The organism is Duganella sp. AC237, from assembly GCF_979254035.1.
On the sequence record NZ_CEEDEW010000003.1, the window covers coordinates 5,726,144 to 5,743,847 of the forward strand.

Consider the following 17,704-nt stretch of genomic DNA (forward strand, 5'->3'; position numbering starts at 1 on the left):
AAGCATCAGGAGACCAACATGGAATACGAGATCAAGGAATTACCGGCGGTGCGCGTCGCGTACCTGCGCTACAAGGGGCCGTTCGGCGCCGCCATTGGCGAGTTCTGGAAAGAGGTGTTCACGCCGTGGCAGAAAGCCTTCGGCCTGCACAACCGCGTGACGTACGGCGTGGCGCAGGACGACCCGGGCACCACGCCGCCAAGCGAATGCCGCTACGACGCCTGCGTCGGCGTGGCGGCCGATTATCCGATCGCCGAACCGGCCAAGGAAGCGACGCTGCCGGCCGGCCGCTATGCAATTGCGCAGTTCGAGGGCACGGCTGACCAGATGCCGGCGGCATGGGGAGAGTTCTTCGGGCGGATACAGTCAGAGGGCATCTTCGCCCCCGGCCTCTGCATGGAGCGCTATCCCGCCGATTATGCGATGAACCCCGAGACCGGTGTGTTCTCCGCTGAACTCTGCATTCCAGTCAAATAAGCCGCACGGCCCGTTTGATCGCCGACAACACGATGCAATGGCGATCCAAACGGGTTCGATGTACTATTGTTGGAGACACGCTTCAGGCACGACGCTCACCCTTGGGAGAGACAAATTCCGTCTATCATCGTTTCGCGAATAACATGGGGCCAAAGCGCGGAACCATTGTCCATTGGCGGAATGACTCAGGCCATTATCAACCGCCTGCAGTAAGGGCGAGTTATGCTGGGCTGCCTCTTGGATTATTTGTTGAGTACTGAAGGGGGTTCGCATGAATAACCAAACTCAGATTGAAATCAAGCTCAAAGGATTGGCATCCGAAGATGCGGCAAGTTTCCTAATGGAGACTTTTCCGATCGAAGCTGCAAACTACAGTGACGCTTTCAAAGTCATCCCGCATCGGTCATGGAAAAAAACCGATCAATTGCGCTTGGCGCGCTTTTACTTGAAGAAGACTCCGTTCGCAAGCTCGAAACCATATGAAGTATTTGCTTCATTCATGTCCTTGTCCGCGTTGATTTCGGTGGTCAAGGAGGCGATATCGAACAAGCCAAATGATCGCCAATTCATTGCGTATCATGTCGCTCCTGTGCTCAAGAAGAGCATTAAGACCGAGAAGGATCGCGATCTTGTCGCGCGGTTCATCACGGAGTTGGAGTCCTAACCAAGCCCCTTCTATCGATCTTTAAGCGCGGGACAACTCATATCCCCTTCCCGGCATTCCTGCAGCGCTTTGATCTCCTTCAAGCGGCTCTCGGTTTTCGCGGCGAGACAAGTGCTGCGCACCATCGGATATGCACTGCCTCCTTCCGCGCCCGAGCTCTCGAATGCGCACGACAGATCCCTGAACTTCACCCACGCAAGCTGCGCCTCCGTCAGCTTCTTCTTTTGCCCGGCATTCAGCCGGGCGCGATACTCGTTATAGGCGAGGTTCAGCTTTTTATCCGCCGCCGAATAAGCCTGCCCGGCGCACTGCGTCATCTCGGACTGGGTCGAGGGCGCGCTGCAATCCGCCCATGCGCTTGCGGACAGCAACGCCAGCACCAACGCCGGCAAGACAAATCTTCTCATCTCCATCTCCTTCTATAGTCAACCGGAGGTGGCGGGTTGAAACGCTATGACGGCCATGCCGCACAAGGCAAGCGCCGCACCCGCCAAGTCCCAGCGGCTTAGCGCAATGCCGTCTACAAACCGAAGCCACAACAACGCCACCACGAACAAACCAGCTAATTTCAAGATATCCAAACAAGCCCCTTGCGAAAGACTACGGCTGCGCCACCCAGCCGCCGCCCATCGCGCGATAAAGATCGACCGACGCCACCAGTATCCGCGTGCGCAATTGCAGACGTCCGACGTCGGCGCTGTACAAGGTGCGCTGGGCGTCCAGCTCCTCCAGATACGAGGCGTAGCCGTTGCGATAGCGATTGTGCGCGATGCGCAAGGTCTCGGCGGCCGTGGCGCGACGCGCGTCGTTCTGGACCGCCTGCTCGTTCAACTGATAGAGCGCCCCCAGACTGTTATCGGTTTCCGAGAACGCCGTGCGCACCGCGTTCTCATACGCGAAAGTCAGCTGGTCGCGCTGCGCCGCCACCGAGTCGGTCTGCGACTGCACGCGGTCGCCCTCGAACACCGGCGCGGCGATGGCGCCGGTCAGCCGCCACAGCGCCGTCGGCGAATTGAGGAAGTCGTGCATTTTCAGGCTCTGTATCCCGCCACCGGCCGTCAGCTTGAATGACGGCAGCAACTGATCGCGCGTGGCCCGCAGATTGGCATTGACGGCGACCAGATTGTATTCCGCCCGCGCGATATCCGGGCGCCGGCGCAGCAGTTCGGACGGCAGCCCCTCGGGCACCGGCGGTGGCGCCAGTTGCGCGAGCTCCGCTCCGCGCGGAATCGGCCCCGGATTGCCGCCGGTGAGGATGGACAACGCATTCTCCTGCTCGAAGATCGAACGCTTCAACTGCGGCACCTGCTCGGCGGTGGTCTGGTACTCGGCCTGCGCCTGCAGCCACTCCAGCCGCGAACTGTAGCCGACATCGAACTGGCGCTTGGCGAGGTCGCGCGACTCTTCACGCAGCTTGAGCGTCTGCTCGGTCAGCGCCAGTTGGGCATCCAGCCCGCGCAGGTTCAGATATCCGGTGGCGACGGTGGCGGCGATGGACAGGGCCACCGCGTCCGCGTTGGCCTGCTCCGATTGATAGGTGGCGGTGGCGGCGTCGGTCGCGGCGGCCAGGCGGCCCCACAGGTCCACTTCGTAGCTGGCCTGGATTTCTGCCTGATAGATGTTGGTGACATAAGGCTGGCCGTTGGACGCCAACTGGCGCGCGCGAGTCGGCGTCGCATCCACGACGACGTTCGGCTTTTGCCCCGCCGCCGCCACGCCCACCAGCGCGCGGTACTGCGCCACCCTGGCGCGCGCGATGCGCAAGTCGCCATTGTGTTCGAGCGCCTTGGTCACCAATGCGCTCAGCACCGGATCGCCGAAGGCCTGCCACCATTGCCGCTCGACCGGCGCGGCACTTTGGCCTGCGCCGATTTCGGACGCGGTACGCCATGCGGCGGGCGTCTCCAGCGTCGATGCGGGTGGCGGGCCAACCCTGGCGGCGCAACCGGCCAGCGCCAGCATGGCCGCGATGGATACGACGCGCAGCGCGCCGCGCCGGCTATGTAACCGTGTCCGGCACTTCATCGGCCTGCTCCGGCGCGCGCCGTGGCGCGCTTGCCATCCGAGTCATCCAGAACGGCGGCCGTGTCGATGCTGACGATCACCGACATCCCCGGCGCCAGCCGCACCGCCTTGGCCTGTCCCGGATCGATCCGTATCCGTACCGGTATGCGCTGGGCGATCTTGACGAAATTGCCGGTCGCGTTATCGGCCGGCAGCACGCTGAATTCCGATCCGGTGGCCGGCGAGATCCGCTCCACCTGCCCGGTCAGCACCGCGCCGTCCAGCGCATCGACCTTGAAGGTGGCGCTCTGCCCCACCTGAACATTGTTCATTTGCGTCTCTTTCAGGTTGGCGATCACCCACAGCTGGCGTGGCACCAATCCCATCAAGTTGGCGCCGGTGTTGACATAGGCGCCCTTGCGCACGGTGACCTGCCCCAGCTGGCCGTCCTCCGGCGCGATGATGCGGGTGTTCTCCAGATCCACCCTGGCCGCCTTGAGCGCGGCCTCCGCGTTGGCCACCGCAGCCTCCAGGGACAGCTTGTTGACGGTCACGGATTGCACCTGCTGTTTGGCGATATCCAGATTGGCGCGCGCCTGCGCCACGGCGGCAACCGTCTGCGCCTGGGCAGCCTTCGACGCGTCCTGCTCGCGCAGCGACAGCGAGCCGTCGGCCGCCAGCGAATTGACGCGGCCAAGGTCGGCCTGCGACTTGGCCGCCTGGGCCTGCGCGTTGGCCAGCGTGGCCTGGTTCAGCAGCACGCCGGCCGCCGCCGTCTTGCGCGACTGCTCCCAGTTGGCCAGCGCCGCCTTCTGCGCCGCCAGTTGCGCCTGCGCCTGTTCGTAGCGCTGCTGGTAGATGCGATCGTCGATCTGCACCAGCAAATCGCCCTGCTTCACTTGCTGGAAGTCCTGCACCTTGACGTCGACGACATAGCCGGACAACTGCGTGCCGATCAGCGTGACCTGCCCGCGCACCAGCGCATTCTCGGTCGAGACGATGGCGCTGGTGAAAGGCGGCAGCCGCCATGCGTACAGCACGATCAGCACGCCGATCAGGGCGACCAGCGAAAACGCGATGGTGGAAACGATCTGCCCGCGACGGCCGGGCGCTGCGGCCACCGGCGGCGGCGCGGCGGCGGGGGCAGGTGCGGCCGGGGCGGAAGGAGGAGCGGAAGTATCGGGAGTATTGGTAGCCATGTCGTTCAGCGTGATCCGGAATTGTTAAGAGAGACGTTGGCCATGCCGGTCTGCGCGTTTTGCGCGGGACTGGGTTGGCACACCACACAGATCGACCAAAGGTGGCGCGCCAGCATCCACGCGAGCGTGAGCACCGCCACCAGTGTAATCATCAGGAAGACATCGTTGTAAGCGAGGATGTTGGCCTCGCGCGAAGCGGCGGCGCCGAGCGACGCCACTCCTTGCGCATTGCGCATCGAGGGATCGGCCAGCGTCGCGCCAAGCGAAGCGCCGCCGCTTTGAATCCGCGCAGCCACCTGCGGATCGAGAAGGGTCAGATGTTCGACCAGGATGCTGGAGTGGTACTTCTCGCGCACCACCTGGAAGGTGCCGACGATCGCGGAGCCGAGCAAACTGCCCAGCGTTTGCGTGATCGAGAACATGACGGAGAAACTGACAAGATTACTTGGCGCCGCGATCACCGCGCCAAAGCCGGAGACGAACGTGGGCCCGATGAACAAGGCACCGCCGAAGCCGAGCAGGAACTGGCTGACATACATATCGACCGGACGTGTCAGATTGGTGGCGTTGGAATCCATATACGCGCCGATCGCCATCACCACCAGCGACACCATCAACTGCGCGGGAATGCGCGCCGGCGTGATCGTCAACGCGCTCGCCAGCAGGCCGGCCAGGGTGCCGATCATGACGATGATCCACAGCGTTTGCATCTGGTCGTTGGTCAGTCCGAGCGCCTGCAGGAAGCCCACCGTGCCGCTGGCCTCGGACTGCACGATGCGGATCAACAGCACCGACAACGCCAGCCGCGCGATGTTGGCGGTACTGAGCCAGCGCGTGTTGATCAATGGGCGGGCGCGGTTATGCTCGATCAGCAGCGCGCCGGAGATCAGCACGATGGCGCCGGCCAGGCAAAGACCCAGCCAGCGCGACTCGAACCACCATACGGTGCGGCCCAGCGCCAGCACCGCGGACAACAGCGCCACGCCCGGCGCGAACAGCGCGAAGGTGACGAAGTCCATTTTCTCGAAGGCCTTGATGCGGTCTCCCGGCGGCAGCTTGAGGAACAACACGCCGGCCAGCGACACCAGGGCCAGTCCCAGCTCGAAGAAGTACAGGCCGCGCCACTCGCCGAACTCCATCAGGTCCGACGAGAACAGGCGCGCCATCGGCAGCGCCAATTGTGAGAAGCCGATGCCCAGCACCACCGCCTTGACCCGGTACTGCGCCGGGAAGGCTTGCAGAATGTAATAGAGGCCGAGGGTGGACAACGCGGCGCCGCTCATGCCGTGGGCGGCGCGCACCGCGATCGCCGACGCCAGCCCGTGCACGAACAAGTGCGCCACGGTGGCGACCGCGTACAGCACCAGGAACAATTCGGTGAAGAGCCGCAGGCCATACTGCTGGCGGAATTTGACCAGCAGGAGGTTCATCGAGACGTTGGTCATCACATAGGCGGCCGGCAGCCACTGGATCTCGGCCGAGTAGACGCCGAGCGAGCCTTGGAGGTAAGGCAGGTTGACCAGCACCAGCGCGTTGCCCAAGCCGCCGGTGATGGCGACGATGAAGCCGATGACGAAGAACGCCAACCGGCGCTCGGTCGTGTGGATAGGACTCGATGGCGATCCGGGGAGTACCGGTCGCTCGTGCGGAAGCCAGACTTGAGGGGCGTACACGTCCATCGATGCCAGTTCTTATAGGTCTTTAAAGGAGAGAAGTTGTCGGGATGAGCATATCACTATGCACGCCATAGTTGAAGTTCTGGAGACCCGCCAAAAGGAAGGGGCGCCGGTTTTCGACCGGCGCCCCTTCGACCTAAACGAACTGCAGGTTACAACGCAGCCGCGTCAACCTCGCGCTGGAAGTTGCGGTGCGCGCCCAGGGCGGCCTTGAACTCCGTCAGCGCCGGCAGCACGCCGCCAGCCGCCACACACCACAGCGATGGGTCGGCCGTACCGTCTTCCAGCTTCTCCGGCACGCCGGCCTTGCGCAGCAAATCGGCGCCCGCGCCCACGGCCAGAATCGGTTTGCAGTGACGGAACTGCTGGCGCACGAAATCGAGTGCGTCGGCATCGCCCATCAACATCTTGGCACTGGCTTCGCCGTCGGCCACGATCACCGCGTCGTACAGCACCGGCGGGCCGCCCTGGATGGTGATTTCCACATCCAGCGCGCTGCCGTCGGCGGCGACCAGTTGGCCCAGGTGCGGCGCCACCAGTCGCGGCACCGCGCCGGCGGCCAGCAACTCGGCGTAGATCGCCTTGACACCGGCGGCGTCGACGCCATGCGCCGCCAGGATGGCGACCTTGCGCGCCTGGACACCGACGGCGCCGGGACGCGCCAGCAGCGACAGCGCCGGCGACGGTGCATAGTGGGGCTGCGGCGCGGTGGTCGCCAGCGGCATCGGCGCCGGCACCTCCAGGCCCAGGCCCTGCGCCACGCCTTCGGCCAGCACCGGATCGACGTTGGCCAGCATCGACAGCAGGCGCACGCGAATCGCAGGCGTCTGCACGCGACCCAGCTCGAAGCTGAAGGCGTTGACGATGTGGGTTTGCTCCGACGGCGTCTGGCTGATCCAGAACAGGCGCGCCTGCGAGTAGTGGTCGGCGAACAGTTCCGGCTTGCCGCGCACCTTGTCCTCCGGCGCCTGCTTCACGCTGCTGAAGGCGGTCTGGAAGCCGGCCATGCCGGCCTGGAACGGATTGCCGCCGGCAAGCGAGTTCGGTTCGTAGGCCACGCGTCCGCGCGCGATCGCCTGCCGATGCATGCCGTCGCGCTGGTTGTTGTGCACCTGCGCCACCGGCGTGTTGATCGGAATCTCGTGGAAGTTCACGCCACCGAGACGGCTGATCTGCGTGTCCAGATACGAGTGGATACGGCCTTGCAGCAGCGGGTCGTTGGTGAAGTCGATGCCCGGCACAATGTGCGCGGTGCAGAACGCCACCTGCTCGGTCTCGGCGAAGAAGTTGTCCGGATTGCGGTTCAACACCATCTTGCCGACGATCTGCACCGGCACCAGTTCCTCCGGCACGATCTTGGTCGAATCGAGCACGTCGAACGGGAATTGCTCCGCCTGTTCCTCGGTGAAGATCTGCAGGCCCAGTTCCCATTCAGGATAGGCGCCGGCTTCAATTGCTTCCCACAGGTCGCGGCGGTGGTAATCGGGATCGGCACCGATGATCTTGGCCGCTTCGTCCCATACCAGCGAGTGCGTGCCCGGCACCGGATTCCAGTGGAATTTGCAGAACACCGATACGCCATCGGCATTCACCAGGCGGAAGGTGTGCACGCCGAAGCCCTGCATGGTGCGGTAGCTGCGCGGGATGGCGCGGTCCGACATCTGCCACAGCAGCATGTGGGTCGATTCCGGCATCAAGGTGACGAAATCCCAGAAGGTGTCGTGCGCGCTGGACGCCTGCGGCATCGCAAAATGCGGCTCGGGCTTGACGGCGTGGACCAGGTCCGGGAATTTCATCGCATCCTGGATGAAGAAGACCGGCATGTTATTGCCGACCAAATCCCAGTTGCCTTCGTCGGTGTAGAACTTGACGGCGAAACCGCGCACATCGCGCACGGTGTCGGCCGAACCGCGCTCGCCGGCGACGGTGGAGAAGCGCACGAACACCGGCGTGCGTTTGCCTGCGGCGGCGAACGGCGCGGCGCGCGTGACGGCGCTCAAATCGCCATAGCTTTCGAAGTAGCCGTGGGCGGCCGAACCGCGCGCGTGCACCACGCGCTCGGGGATGCGCTCATGGTCGAAGTGGGTGATTTTTTCGCGCAGGATGAAGTCTTCCATCGCGGTCGGGCCGCGCAGGCCGACTTTGAGCGAATTCTGGTTGTCGGCGACCGGCACGCCCTGGTTGGTGGTCAGGCGCTGGTCGGCGGAATCGACACGCACGCGGTCCAGCGGCTCGATGGTGGCGTTGACGCTGTGTGGCGGCACGCCGCTGCCGACTTTGGGCGAAGCGGTGGTTTCGCCCGTGGTGCTGGCGCCGGCGATGGGATGCGGTGGTGCGACGGTCTGGCCGGGCTGCGGCGTGCGCGATGCGTCGCCATGTTCGCCCGGCTTATTGACGTTGAAGGGCATGCCCTCGGCGACCGCCTGGGTACCGCCCACTTTGGCCAGCAAGGCGGCTTCCTGGGGCACGCCGCCCAAACTGGTCGGGGGCGTAGAGGTTGATGGTCCTGCGACGGTGCTCAATACGGAGCCAGCCCCCATTACGGAGGCCGGCGTCTTTTTGCTAGTTGCCATTGGGTTTCCCTTGGTGATCGGCGCCCGCACGGGCCGCCGGTCGCACCAGCAGCGATACCGGTCGGGCAGCCTGGATTACTTGCGCGAGTTAAGCAGCTTGGAGATGCCGTAGCCCGCGGCGGCGGCGATCAGCACCGAGATCGCTGGGCTGGAGCGCACATGGCTGCGGCCCGATTCGGCCAGCTTCTTGTAGCTTTCGGTGACTTGCTTGCTGCGGACGGCCAGACGCTCGGAGACGCTGTCCACGGTGCCGGAAACGCTTTCGACGCCGTCAGCGACTTTGTCCACGCCGTTGTGGGCGCGGGTGGCCAGACGGTCGGCGGTTGGTGGAACCTTGTCGGCGACACGGTCGATGGCGGCGTGCGCGTCGGCGCGCAGGTCCTTGCCAATTTGGGTCACGCCGTCGCGGGTGCTGTTGCCGGCGTTGTTGCCGGTGTTATTACCAGTGGTACCGTTGATTTTAGTATCGATGCTGTTTTCCATGATGGTTCCTCTCGGTTGTTGGTCGTTTGTATTCAACACTGCAGGAACCAAGATAGGCTTGTTGGTCAAACGCTACCGTGCGCAATCTAACAAAAAGACGACCTCGGGCGAAGTTATCGGTTGATGCGCCGCTAAGTGAGTTGCCACACTGACGGGCCCGCCGATAAGGCGGATGCTCGGATAAAATACCGTCAAACCGATTCGAGGAGAGCGCTATGTTTCCCATCTCATCCACCACGCTGAGCGGGCCGAATCCGGCGAACTTTCCGCTGGTGTCGCCTGCCGCGTCAGTCGACGCTGTCAACTCCTCGACGATCGCCCCGGTCGGTTCCGCACTTGATGCCCCAGCGCAAGCATCGGTCCAGGTGGATTTGTCGCCGGTGGCCAACTTCTTGCTGACGGTATCGCAGTCCCGCGAGCAAATCGCCCAGTTGCAGACGGCGGTCGCCAACGGCGCCGATCCGCAAGAGGCCGCAGCCCGCGCCGCGACATTAAATGACGCCACGCAAAATGTAGTGAACGCCTTCAACTTATTGCCGAGCGTGGATTTCAACCAAGCCCAGCCGCCAGGGCCGTCCCTGCTCAACAATCTGGTGGACAGTTTGAACCGGCAGACTTTCGGTGCGCAGGCGTCACAGCAACTAAACCAGGCCAACCAGCCGAATCAACCGCAGAGCGCCGCCCAAAGCCTGGCGCAGAGCCTGTCCCGGATCGGCGTCACCTTGCAGCCGCCGCTGTTGTCGGACGCCGCGGCCGGCCTGTCGCTCGACAACGAGATCCTGCGCGCCTCCTTCAACACCGACAACCAGTCGACCACCAATACGCTGCAAAACACGCTCGACACCTTCAGCGAGCTGGCGACGCGCTTTGCGGAGCAGTTGAGCGCCGCGGGCAGCGGCGCCCTGCCCGCGCTGGCCAGCGCGCAGCAAAATGCGTTGACGCCGGAAGATCTCGTTGCCAACGCGCGACTGGACCTGGCGCGCGCCGAACTCGATCTGCTCAGGCAGATTCCGTTGCCCGACACCGCCGCCGACCGGCTGGCGGCGCAGCGCGCGGAGTTGGAGCAGCCGCTCGCGCCACGGGCGACGGCGCCGGATTCGCCGATCGTCAATCCGCTGCAGGCCTCCACCGCCGAAGTCATCGCCGCGCAGAACGCCGAGGCGCGGGAAGCGATCGCGCGGCAGGCCACCGCGCAGGCAGCCGACACGCAGGAAGCCAACATCGACGCGCTGCCATCCCAGCAAAGCCAAACCGCGCAGTCGCTGCAAGCTGCCGATCAGGCGGAGCGAAACCAGGCCACCGCGGCCGATACGGCGCAAGAGAACCAGGCAGCGGCCAATGCCAATACGGAGCGCAGCGCGGCGCAGGCGGCGTCCGACGCCGCGCAGGCCACGGCTGCCGCACAGGCGGCGCGGCAGCAGGCCGCATCCGGATTGAGCGCGGCAAGCGCCGCCAGCACGCAGGCGGCGGCGCAGGCCAACGCCGCGCAGAACGCGGCGGCCGCCGCAGCCGCCGCCAATTCCACCAACGCGACCGCTGAGCAGCAGGCTGTCGCGGCGCAAAACGCGGCGACCAATCTGGCGGCAGCCAACGCCGCCGCCGCGTCGGCACTGGCGCAGGCGCAGGCTGCGCAAAGCGCCGCCGACGCCTTGGCGGCGCAGAGCGCCGAAGCCAGCGCCCTGGCGGCGCAGGCACGCGCCGCGCTGGCTGCGGCAACGTCGCCGGAAGCGGCCAACGCCGCCGGCGCGATCGCCGCCCAGCAGGCCGCAGCCGCACAAACCACCGCCAGCAATCTGGCAGCCGCCAACGCGGCGGCGGCCGATGCACAGCAACAGGCCCGCGCCGCCCAATTGGCCGCCGTGCAGGCGTCCACGGTGCAAACCAATCCGCTGCAGGGCAATCCGGCACTGGCGGCGGCCATCGCCGCATACAACATCACCGACCCGGCGCTGCTGGGCGCCAATGCGCGCGCCACGCAATCGGCCGTCAGCGCGGTTCCGCGCGTTTCGGCCGTCAGCGCGACGGCCCGTGCCCGCGGCATCGGCCCTGGCCAGTAACGCCTGCGGCATGCAGCCCGCTGCATGCGGAAATCGGCACAAGGATGGCGCGTCAACGGCGCGCCATCACGCCACCGCCACATTTGACCACCTCCCGCCTACCGAATTAAATTTCGATCGCCCGGCATTTAAAGGCCGATCGTGTCAAATAATTCCCGATCCCGTGCCAAAGTCACACGATAATACGATTCGTTTTTAGCGATAATCACGGATTGCATTTCATAACCATCGACATCGGGAGTTCGCATGACTTTGAAGCACAGCGTGAAGCACAGCGTGAAGCACATCGCCGCCGCCACGGCGCTACTGGCCGCCACCGGCGCCTACGCCCAGGACACCGTGGTCAAGATCGGCCATAGCGGCCCGCTGTCCGGCGCCCAGGCGTTTTCCGGCAAGGACAACGAGAACGGCGCCCGCCTGGCGGTGGAGGAGCTCAACGCCAAGCCGATCACCGTGGCCGGCAAGAAGCTCAAATTCGAACTGCTGTCGGAGGACGACCAGGGCGACCCGAAAGCCGGCGTCGCCGCCGCGCAAAAGCTGATCGACAACGGCGTCAAATACGTGGTCGGCCCCTACAACTCCGGCGTCGCGATCCCCGCCTCGCGCGCCTATAACGATGCCGGCGTGCTGGTCGCCACCATCGCCACCAATCCGAAGATCACGCTGCAAGGCTACAAGGGCCTGTTCCGCGTCAACGCCAGCGACTCCCAGCTCGGCTCCAAGATGGCGCTGTACGCGGCCAATGAACTCAAGTTCAAAAACGTCGCCGTGATCGACGACCGCACCGCCTTCGGCCAGGGCGTGGCGGAAGAATTCAAGAAGCAGGCGAAAGCCTCCGGCATGACCGTGGCCGGACACGAGTTCACCACCGACAAGGCGTTCGACTTCAACGCCATCCTGACCAAGCTGAAAAACAAGAAGGTCGAAGCGATCTTCTTCGGCGGCTACGCGCCGCAGGCGGCGCCGATGGTGCGCCAGATGAAGCAGCTGGGCATCACCGCCAAACTGCTCGGCGGCGACACCATCTGCACCAGCGAGATGGGCAAGCTGGGTGGCGACGCGGTGGCCGACAACGTCCTGTGCTCGCAAGGTGGCGCGATCCTGGACAAGGCCTCCAGCGGTCCGGCCTTCAAGGCCAGGTACAAGGCGCGCTACAAGCAGGACGCCGACGTCTATGCGGCGTCGTACTACGATGCGACCATGATGTACGCGCAGGCGATGCAGAAGGCGAATTCGATCGATCCGCAGAAAGTGTCGGCGGTCATCGGCGCCGGTTCGTACAAGGGCATCGCCGGCACCTATGCGTTTGACGAGCGTGGCGACATGAAGCAATCGCCGGTGACGATCTTCACCTTCAAAGCTGGTCAGCCGGTGCCGTTGACCAGCTATTGACCCGCTTTTAATTCGATATCGAACCTGTGGCCGATCGCGCGCGGTTCAGCGCGATCAGGCTGTCGAAAGCCCGCCGGGCGCCGTCGCAGGCGTCGGCGATTTCCCGCGCGTCCACCACCTGTTCGCGCAGCGCCGCGACGAACTGCTGCCAGTGCGGACCTGGCGAACCGGCGCCGCGCAGATAGTTGAGCGGATGCGGCGCCAGCCGCTCCGCCAGCCTTTTATACAGCACCGCCCCGCCCAACTGCGAGCCTTCGATCACATAGCACGCGCCCCAGCGCCACGCCGCCCCGCTCTGGGCGGGCCAGGCCACCGCAGCCCCGCTGTGCGGCGCCGCCGGCATCCCAGCGAATGCAGCATGCGCCAGATCCTTCCTGATCGCATCCAGATAAGGCGGCAGCTTCGGCCCCTCGTCGAAGCGTTCCATCCACTCCTGGATCGGCGCCAACCACTGCTCCAGCAGCCGCAAATGATCGTGGTAAGCGCGCAGATCGACGTCGCCCGCCGCCAAAGGCGTGTTGGCGTCAAGCTCGGCGTGCCGCTGCGCGGTGGCCTGCCGCAAGGCGGCGAGCACATCGCGTTCCCTGACGGAAATTTCTTCCAAGATATTTCCCACTTTCTTATCGATGACAAGATTTTACACAGTGAAATGCTAGCGCGCGCACAGTAGACGCGCGCAACTTCTGGAAAAATGGAGCTAAGGTAAAATTTAATTACTATCAGCATACTGCCTATGAACCAAAACCAATCCCAGAACTGCTCCGTCCTGCTCATCGACGACGAGGCGATGGCCGAAGACCTGATCGGCTATCACATGGCGCGCCAACAAGGCATCACGCTGCGCTATGACAATCGCGCCGAACTGGCGGTCCAGTTGTGCAAGGAAGTCGATGCCAACGTGCTGCTGGTCGACCTGCGCATGCCCGGCGCCGACGGCTTCGATGTGATCCGCATGCTGCGCGCCGATCCGCACACCGAGCATCTGCCGGTGATCCTGCTGTCGTCCGAGGACGACGCCGATATCAAGGCGCAGGCCTTCGCGCTCGGCGCCAACGACTATCTGGTCAAGTGGCCGGAGGCGCGCGAGCTGGAGGCGCGCATCCGCTACCACTGCGCCGCCTACCAGGCGCGCCAGCAGCGCGATGCCGCCTTCCTGGAATTGCGCCAGCGCGAAGAGGAACTGCGGGTCAGCCAGGCCGCCCTGCACCAGGCGCAGAAAATGGAAGCGATCGGCCAGCTGACCGGCGGCGTCGCCCACGATTTCAACAACGTCCTGCAAATCATCAGCGGCAACCTGCATCTGCTGCAGATGGTCGGCGACGTCAACCCGCAAGGCATGGCGCGCATCGAGAACGCGCTCAATGGCGTCGAGCGCGGCGCGCGGCTGGCCGCGCACCTGCTCGCATTCGCGCGCCGCCAGCCGCTGCAAAGCGCGGTGGTCGACCTGACGCCGGTGCTGGCCGATATGGACGACATGCTGCGCCGCGTGCTCGGTCCGCGCGCGGTGGTCATCGCCGATATCGCGACGCGCTTGTGGAACACCGACGTCGATGTCGGCCAGCTCAATAATGTGATCCTGAACCTGGCCATCAACGCGCGCGACGCCATGGGCGGCGACGGCACCTTGACCATCCGCGCCCGCAACCTGCCTTCCGGCTCGGAACAGCTATCCAAGATCGGCGACGGCCAGGGCGACTACGTGTTGATCGAAATCGCCGACACCGGCTCCGGCATGTCGTCGGAAGTCATGCAACGGGCGTTCGAACCGTTCTTCACCACCAAGCCGACCGGCCAGGGCACGGGACTGGGACTGAGCATGGCCTACGGTTTCGTCAAACAGTCGGGTGGCGAGATCTGCCTGCAAAGCACGCTGGGCGCCGGTACCTGCGTGCAGATCTACCTGCGCCGCAGCGAGGCGCAGGCGGAACCGGGGCACATCGCCTCATTGCCGGCGTTGACCGGCGGCGTGGAAACGATCCTGGTGGTGGAAGACGAGGAGGCGGTGCGCGCCGCCACCGTCGACATGCTGTCGACGCTGGGCTACAAGGTGTTGAGCAGCGCCGACGCCGAACAGGCCACGCACCTGATCAACGGCGGCGTCCATATCGACCTGCTGTTCACGGACGTGATGATGCCTGGCCGCGTGAGCAGCCTGGAATTGAGTGAACTGGTGCGCGAGAAGCTGCCGACCACGCAGATCCTGTTCACGTCGGGCTATGCGGAAGGGGTGCTGTCGCACGATGGCAAACTGCCGCCGGGGGTCAATCTGCTGCAAAAACCCTATACCGTCGAAACCCTCAGCTCGCGCATCCGCCACCTGCTGCGCAAGCGCGTGGCGACTACCGCGGCCTAGCTACTGCGGCTTGACGTAGCGGTGCGATCCCGGCGGCGGCTCGTTGAGCACCGCCCAGAAAATCCCCAGGTCGGCGATGGCCCGCACAAATTCCTGGAAATCGACCGGCTTGACCACGTAGGCGTTCACGCCCAGCTCATAGCTGCGGATCAGGTCCTGCTCCTCGCGGGACGACGTCAACATCACCACCGGGATGCTTTTAAGGGTGGCGCTGCCACGGATCTCGGCCAGCACTTCCAGGCCGTCGACCTTCGGCAGTTTCAGATCCAGCAGCACCACGGCGGGGTTGCCCTGCTCGCGGTTGGCGAAAGTGCCGCGCGCGTGCAGATAATCGAGCGCGTCGGCGCCATCGCGCACGACGATCACTTCATTGGCCAATTGGCTGCGTTCCAGCGCAATCAGCGTCAGCTCCAGATCATGAGGGTTGTCTTCAACCAGCAGGATAGGCTTTAACATAGGCGTGCCTCAAACTTTATCGGTATTTGTATTGGTATTGGTCGGTATGGCGAAGGAGAACGTCGCTCCTTCTCCCGGCGCCGACCGCGCCCAAACGCGGCCCCCATGGCGCTCCACGATACGCCGTACATTCGCCAGGCCGATGCCCGTACCCTGGAAGTCCTCCATGCGGTGCAGCCGCTGGAAAACACCAAACAGCTTGTGCGCGTAATCCATGTTGAAGCCGACGCCATTGTCGGCGACGTGAAACACGGTCTCCCCGGGTAGCTGCTCGCTGGTGATGCGTATGACGGCCGGATCGCTCTGCGCGGTGAACTTGACGGCGTTGGAAAGTAGATTGTACAACGCCAGCTGCAGGAACGACGGATCGGCGACGATGACCGGCAGTGGCGACACCTGCCAATCGATGCGCCGCGCGGGCGTATCCGGAGCCAGTTTGTCGATGCAGCCGCGTACCAGATCGTCCATGCGCACGCGCACCGGCCGCAAGGCGGCGCGGCCCATCTGCGAAAAACTGAGCAAATCGTCCACCAGCTTGCCCGCCAGCCGCGCCGATTCCTTGATGTTGACCAGGAAGCGCTGGCGCCGTTCCGGATTGTCGCTGCCGGCGGTCTCCATCAGCAAGTCGGAGAAACCGACGATGTGGCGCAGCGGCGCGCGCAGGTCGTGCGACACCGAATACGAAAACGCCTCCAGCTCCTTGTTGGCCCGGCCCAGTTCCTCGGCCAGGTCGGCCATCTGCTCGGCGCGTTCGAGCGCGATACCCAGCAGCGCGGTGCGGAATTCCAGCGCCAGCTCCAGTTCACCCTCGTGCCACGGCGCGGAAGTGCCGTGCACCGCCTCGCGCCAGCTGGCGAAACTGGTGCGCGGCGACAGCATGCCGGGGGACTTCTCCATTTTTTCCGGGCGGCCGGCCCAGTCGATCGAGTACACCACCTCGGGACGGAACCACAGCAGGTAGTGCTGGTGGATGCGCGAGATCTGCATCGCCATCAAACCGCTGGCGGAGGCGGTGTAGGCGGCCGCCGGCGGATAGACGGTGCCGAGGCGGTCGCTGTGGAACAGGTCTTCGTGGACGTTGGCGCTGAGCCAGGCCACCAGGCCGCGGATCTGGTCGTCGTCCGGCGTGTGGCCGTAGCTGATCAACCGGTCGTCGACCACGATGGCGACGCCGCCGGCACGCGCGAAGCGCAGCAGCTCGGGCAGCACGCTGCGCAGGTTTTCGATGAAGTCCGCGCCCTGCGTCAGCCCGCCCAGCAGGTTGACCATCACGCGCCGCACCTCCAGCCGGAACTGCAGCTGGTCGGCATCGGCGCGGTTGCGGATGCGCAGCGCCAGGATTTGTCCCAACTGCTCGCACACGCTGCGCTGGTGGAAACTGAGGTGGCGCGCCTCCGAATGGTGGCAGGAAATCAGCCCCCACAGCTTGTCCTTGACGATCAGCGACACCGACATCGACGCCATCGTGCCCATGTTGCGCATGTATTGCAGGTGGATCGGCGAAACGCTGCGCAGCGACGCGAACGAGAGGTCGTTGGGTTTGCCGGTCAGCGGATTTTCGGCGGGCACCAGCCGGGAGGGCTGGTAGTCGGCGTCCTGGATCAGGCGGATGCGGTTGGCGAGATACAGCTCGCGCGCCTGGCGCGGAATGTCGCTGGCGGGGAAACGCTGGCCGACGTAGCCGTCGTAGCCTTCGCCGATACATTCTGCCAGCACGTTGCCGTGGCCTTCCTCGTCGAAGCTGTAGACCAGCACCCGTCCAAAACCGGTCAGCGCGCGGATCTCGGTGGCGGCCAGCTGGCACAATTCGACGATGGTGTCGGCGTCGGTGATCTTGTTGAGGAAATCGCCCACCAATGGATAGAGCTGCTGGATGCCGGCGTCGATGGTGCCGCGCGCGCGCTCGAATTCGAGCACCAGCAAGTTGTCGTAGGCGTGGGCCAGCACGTCGAACGGTTCGCCTTCCATGCCGACGGTGGCGATATAGGCGGGACGCTCGCGCAACTGGCCGCCGCGCAGGCTGTGCTCGAGCGCCTGCGCGCTGCGGGCGCCGATGACGTCCGTGAGTGGGCGGCCGAGCGCCTTTTCGGGCGCGATGCCGGTGAAATCGGCGAGATTGTCGCTGACCTGCAGCACCTCGAGCTGGGGCGAGAGCGCCAGCAAAAAGCCATGCGGCTGAATGCTGCCGGGCGTGCGTATAGGCTCGCTGTCACATGTCGCTAATTCGGTGTCGATGCTGGCCTGTGGCATGATGGCTGCGGGCGAACCCGGTGTTAACAAAGCCACATCATATCAACTTTTCGGCGGCCCCGACGCACGATGCGCCCCAATAACGGGTCAACGGCGCAGTCAACTCTAAGGGCGAAGCCC

The 17,704-nt window shown here is 64.6% G+C and carries 14 protein-coding genes and 1 pseudogene; 5 read left to right on the top strand and 10 right to left on the bottom strand.

The annotated features are described in order from the left end of the window. Positions 1 to 18 precede the first annotated feature (18 nt). Together AC0IYS_RS25355 and AC0IYS_RS25360 are read left to right on the top strand one after the other, a co-directional pair. Entirely contained in the window at positions 19 to 477 is a 459-nt protein-coding gene (locus AC0IYS_RS25355; protein ID WP_471707764.1) for an AraC family transcriptional regulator, read from the top strand. Positions 478 to 748: 271 nt separating this feature from the next. Continuing rightward, entirely contained in the window at positions 749 to 1,141 is a 393-nt protein-coding gene (locus tag AC0IYS_RS25360; RefSeq protein ID WP_471707765.1) for a hypothetical protein, read from the top strand. 11 nt (positions 1,142 to 1,152) lie between these two features. On the opposite strand, the gene AC0IYS_RS25365 is transcribed toward AC0IYS_RS25360, so the two are convergent. The 7 genes and pseudogenes from AC0IYS_RS25365 to AC0IYS_RS25395 all read right to left on the bottom strand — a co-directional run bounded on the left by AC0IYS_RS25365 (position 1,153) and on the right by AC0IYS_RS25395 (position 9,076). Beyond that, positions 1,153 to 1,548: a lysozyme inhibitor LprI family protein gene (locus AC0IYS_RS25365; protein ID WP_471707766.1), complete on the bottom strand. Its 396-nt coding sequence runs from the start codon at positions 1,546 to 1,548 to the stop codon at positions 1,153 to 1,155. Positions 1,549 to 1,566: 18 nt separating this feature from the next. Continuing rightward, positions 1,567 to 1,701: pseudogene (locus tag AC0IYS_RS25370) on the bottom strand (YnfA family protein); the annotation flags it as partial. A 40-nt stretch (positions 1,702 to 1,741) separates the two neighbouring features. Continuing rightward, the gene (locus tag AC0IYS_RS25375; protein ID WP_471707767.1) at positions 1,742 to 3,166 is read right to left on the bottom strand and encodes an efflux transporter outer membrane subunit; all 1,425 of its coding nucleotides are present in this window, start codon (positions 3,164 to 3,166) and stop codon (positions 1,742 to 1,744) included. After that, on the bottom strand, positions 3,163 to 4,344 hold the full coding sequence (locus AC0IYS_RS25380; RefSeq protein WP_471707768.1) for an HlyD family secretion protein: 1,182 nt from the start codon (positions 4,342 to 4,344) through the stop codon (positions 3,163 to 3,165). The genes AC0IYS_RS25375 and AC0IYS_RS25380 overlap by 4 nt, the downstream gene beginning before the upstream one ends. 5 nt (positions 4,345 to 4,349) lie before the next feature. Beyond that, positions 4,350 to 5,930, bottom strand: a complete 1,581-nt coding sequence (locus tag AC0IYS_RS25385; RefSeq protein ID WP_471707769.1) for an MFS transporter — start codon at positions 5,928 to 5,930, stop codon at positions 4,350 to 4,352. A 242-nt stretch (positions 5,931 to 6,172) separates the two neighbouring features. Further along, positions 6,173 to 8,593 carry a catalase gene (locus AC0IYS_RS25390; protein WP_471707770.1) on the bottom strand — a complete coding sequence of 807 codons (2,421 nt, stop codon included), beginning with the start codon at positions 8,591 to 8,593 and terminating at the stop codon, positions 6,173 to 6,175. A gap of 75 nt (positions 8,594 to 8,668) precedes the next feature. After that, positions 8,669 to 9,076 carry a hypothetical protein gene (locus AC0IYS_RS25395; RefSeq protein WP_471707771.1) on the bottom strand — a complete coding sequence of 136 codons (408 nt, stop codon included), beginning with the start codon at positions 9,074 to 9,076 and terminating at the stop codon, positions 8,669 to 8,671. 215 nt (positions 9,077 to 9,291) lie between these two features. Between AC0IYS_RS25395 and AC0IYS_RS25400 the strand changes: the two genes are divergently transcribed. Beyond that, the gene (locus AC0IYS_RS25400) at positions 9,292 to 11,133 is read left to right on the top strand and encodes a hypothetical protein (protein WP_471707772.1); all 1,842 of its coding nucleotides are present in this window, start codon (positions 9,292 to 9,294) and stop codon (positions 11,131 to 11,133) included. Between the two features lie 246 nt (positions 11,134 to 11,379). Continuing rightward, the gene (locus tag AC0IYS_RS25405; RefSeq protein ID WP_471707773.1) at positions 11,380 to 12,525 is read left to right on the top strand and encodes a branched-chain amino acid ABC transporter substrate-binding protein; all 1,146 of its coding nucleotides are present in this window, start codon (positions 11,380 to 11,382) and stop codon (positions 12,523 to 12,525) included. Positions 12,526 to 12,532: 7 nt separating this feature from the next. On the opposite strand, the gene AC0IYS_RS25410 is transcribed toward AC0IYS_RS25405, so the two are convergent. Beyond that, entirely contained in the window at positions 12,533 to 13,129 is a 597-nt protein-coding gene (locus tag AC0IYS_RS25410) for a biliverdin-producing heme oxygenase (RefSeq protein ID WP_471707774.1), read from the bottom strand. 129 nt (positions 13,130 to 13,258) lie between these two features. Here AC0IYS_RS25410 and AC0IYS_RS25415 point away from each other — a divergent pair, with 129 nt between their 5' ends. Continuing rightward, positions 13,259 to 14,878 carry a response regulator gene (locus tag AC0IYS_RS25415; protein ID WP_471707775.1) on the top strand — a complete coding sequence of 540 codons (1,620 nt, stop codon included), beginning with the start codon at positions 13,259 to 13,261 and terminating at the stop codon, positions 14,876 to 14,878. Here AC0IYS_RS25415 and AC0IYS_RS25420 read toward each other — a convergent pair whose 3' ends face one another. Together AC0IYS_RS25420 and AC0IYS_RS25425 are read right to left on the bottom strand one after the other, a co-directional pair. After that, positions 14,879 to 15,334, bottom strand: a complete 456-nt coding sequence (locus tag AC0IYS_RS25420; RefSeq protein ID WP_209724445.1) for a response regulator — start codon at positions 15,332 to 15,334, stop codon at positions 14,879 to 14,881. Between the two features lie 9 nt (positions 15,335 to 15,343). After that, a complete protein-coding gene (locus tag AC0IYS_RS25425; RefSeq protein WP_471707776.1) occupies positions 15,344 to 17,584 on the bottom strand; it encodes an ATP-binding protein in 2,241 nt (746 codons plus the stop codon). Between the last annotated feature and the right edge of the window lie 120 nt (positions 17,585 to 17,704).